Origin of the sequence: Acidovorax sp. SUPP2825, from assembly GCF_030158995.1 — a bacterium.
In the GTDB taxonomy this organism is placed as follows: domain Bacteria; phylum Pseudomonadota; class Gammaproteobacteria; order Burkholderiales; family Burkholderiaceae_C; genus Paracidovorax.
The window spans coordinates 1-2,837 of the sequence record NZ_BQXK01000050.1; the positions used below are offsets into that span (position 1 = coordinate 1).

Annotated in this window: 2 protein-coding genes and 1 pseudogene; 1 reads left to right on the forward strand and 2 read right to left on the reverse strand. The window is 58.4% G+C overall.

Annotation, left to right across the window (positions count from 1 at the left end):
• Positions 1 to 124: 124 nt before the first annotated feature.
• Both AVAK2825_RS24580 and xopG read right to left on the reverse strand, forming a co-directional pair.
• A pseudogene (locus AVAK2825_RS24580) lies at positions 125 to 322 on the reverse strand (transposase); the annotation flags it as partial.
• Between the two features lie 180 nt (positions 323 to 502).
• Positions 503 to 1,180 (reverse strand): XopG/HopH/AvrPtoH family type III secretion system effector, encoded by a 678-nt coding sequence (gene xopG, locus AVAK2825_RS24585; RefSeq protein WP_284403105.1) that lies wholly within the window; start codon positions 1,178 to 1,180, stop codon positions 503 to 505.
• 233 nt (positions 1,181 to 1,413) lie between these two features.
• Here xopG and AVAK2825_RS24590 point away from each other — a divergent pair, with 233 nt between their 5' ends.
• Positions 1,414 to 1,848, forward strand: coding sequence for a GNAT family N-acetyltransferase (locus AVAK2825_RS24590; protein WP_284403106.1), 435 nt, complete (start codon positions 1,414 to 1,416; stop codon positions 1,846 to 1,848).
• Positions 1,849 to 2,837 lie beyond the last annotated feature (989 nt).

Sequence of the window (2,837 nt, forward strand, 5' to 3'; positions counted from 1 at the left end):
CTTGTGTTGGCGCGAGGCCTCAGCGAACAGGTCGAACTTCAGGGCGCTACGGGGAGTGATCATGGCAAAGGATGGAGCACGCGTTCTCGATCAACAAGGGACCGGATGGGTTTTGAGAGGTTCCCTTGATGCTCAGGCAGAACTGGATTGCTGCGTCCGAGAAGGTTCGGCTGCGTCCACGCCTGCCGGTCGGCGTGCCAAACCACTGCATGCCCTCATCTAGCCACATCGTCAACGAGCCTCGCGCTTTCAGCGCCGCGTTGTACGCCTTCCAGTTCGTCGTGCGGTACTTGCTCCGCTGCCTGTTCTTCGTCTCTGTCACGCAGTCAGTCTACGGGCATCAGCATCGCGATTTGTGCAACAAAGCCCCATCGGACTACTCCTCTGAGGAATTTGCAAGAAAACAGGGACTGGCAGAACCATACCTTGCAAAGGCTGCATCCATCAACCTGAAGAAATGCAAGCAACATCAACGGCTTGCGCGTTGTTCAGGGCGGACTCCTTAGTCGCTCCTATAGCCGGAGTAGTGGTAGCTGGATCTTTTCGGTAAACCATGTTCAGCCCTCACCGAATTTTCGGAGGGCTGCCCTGTTTCTGAATACTTGTATTTCCCGATGCCCACCGCGCGCAACTCTTCTTTTCCGGAAGCTGTTTCTGGATCGCGAGAGTCATCGTAGGAGCCCTTCCAGGTACCGGCCATCATGTGTTTTGCATGTACCAGTTCATGCGCCAGCAAACTGACCTTGTCGCGATTGCTGGACGTTGGCCCCGTGGGGTCTCCATCCTCGTCCAGTCCCATGCTGGTTTGATGTGCTGTCCAGGTGACCACAACGCTAGATCCTTCATTGGGTCCTTGTTGGGTCTTGAGCGCATAGCGTCTCCCTGCAGTTTCTCTGATGTCCCGGAAGCTGTTTAACGTTGGATGCTGTTCTCGCTGATGTCTTGACAGGACTGGCTCAGCGGATGGCCCCGACGGAGAGGCTTTCATTTCATGGATGGTTACCTTGTGTCTCCTCTGGTTGCTCAGGCTTACCAGATCATTGAGCAATTGGTTTCCAGTGCTACCAGATCCGAGGGTATCCAGATGCAGGTTAACCTCTGCATTGAATCTTTGCGAATCCCTATTGGAATCGTTGATGCTTTGGCTGTACACGCCCCGGTAATTTGTTTCGATTGGCATTGGTTTTTAAAAAAATTTAGGAATTTCGATTTTCAAATCAAGCGGATTTTGAATTTAAGAAATATGCGAAATAATATTTAATTTTGCGAAATTTAAATTCTATGATTTATTTATATCGATTTATCAATCTGCATTGAACTTTTAAAATCAAAATCCGGTCTTCGGCACGTCGCTTCGGGTGCAGGACTTTCGCCGCCAGCGCCTACGCTCGTTGGGCACTGAGGATCAAAACGATGTCGTACCAAGCCATGGCAGCCCGCGTCGAGCCGCTGCCCACCCAGACCCCGAAATTCGAAACCGAGCGTTGCGTGGTCGTCCCGCTCGGCCCCGACAAGGCGCGCGAGCTTCCGGCCGTGCTGCTGCAGGACGAACTGCTGGCCGAACAGTTGCCCTGGATGGTGGAGAAAACCGCGGACGGCGCGCGCAAGGAGGCGTTCCTGATCGGCCTGCAATGCGCCGCCGAGACCACGCTGGTCTGGGGCATCGTCGAGCGGGCGCGCAGCGCCTACATCGGCGCGGTGCTGGCCCGCAGCACGCTGGAGGGCCTGGACGTGGAGGTGCTGTGCGCCTCGCAGTTCTGGAACCAGGGCGTGGCCGACGAGGCCGGCCTGCCGGTCGCGGAGTGGCTGGAAGAGCATGCCGCCGTCGAGTTGGTGCCGGCGGACTGAGCGTTCGCGCATCGGCTGACCGGCAGCGCGTCGCCAAACCGCTCTTGCAGGAACTCCTTGACCCGAAGATCCGAAAGACCGAAGTCGGTGTTCGACCGCTGTTTCAGGAAATCCTGCACGGCGGTGTTGACCGACTCTGCTGGCGCATCCGGAAATGCGCCGGTGAAATAGACCGCGAGTTGCGTCGCATTCATGACATGCAGATTCAGACCGGTGATTTGGAGTTCGCCAGTGGACGGCTCCTGGCGGATGGGCATGTGACCGGTCAGGGCCGTCACGGAGGCGACGACCCCGCCAATGGTGATGCCAACCTTGGCACTGTGCGGCAACGTCTCGCTGGGCAAACGCCCGGCATCCAGGCCGTTCTCCTTGTCCTGGTAGCTCGCGGCGGCCGCGCCGATGATCTGAAGATCGCCGGAGGCCGTGCCGAATCCGAGCATCGCGTCGGGAATGCCGGTCACGCGATTCTTGTCGGGAATCGGGCGAAGTTCGCGGCGGATATCCGCAGACAGCACATCGTGCAGTCCCCCTGCGCCCCGAGCGTCCTGGCCGGTGCTGTTGACGAGGAAGTCCACGTCCAGCGAGCGGATCGACTGCGTGCCGTCGGGTGCCCGCGTCAACACGTTGACCCGCAACTTCTGCTCCCCGGGAGGCTGGTCCGAGTCGAGGCAATCCATGGTTTCGAGTTCTCCCTGGATCTGGGCGCTTCTGGTCGACTCGATGATGGCGCCGACACGGGGACCCGCCGCCACCGCGACTTCGAAGCCGTTACGGGCGACCCAGGTCGTGGACTTGGCATGCAGTTGCCCCACCTCCATGGCCCAGGCTGCGGTCGGGCCGCCGCCATAGATCAAGATGTCCTTGGGAACCTCTCAAAACCCATCCGGTCCCTTGTTGATCGAGAACGCGTGCTCCATCCTTTGCCATGATCACTCCCCGTAGCGCCCTGAAGTTCGACCTGTTCGCTGAGGCCTCGCGCCAACACAAGA

Bases quoted from the DNA above. Each gene is read 5' to 3' on its own strand.
- xopG (WP_284403105.1), bottom strand. From the start codon at position 1,180: ATGCCAATCGAAACAAATTACCGGGGCGTGTACAGCCAAAGCATCAAC.
- AVAK2825_RS24590 (WP_284403106.1), top strand. From the start codon at position 1,414: ATGTCGTACCAAGCCATGGCAGCCCGCGTCGAGCCGCTGCCCACCCAG.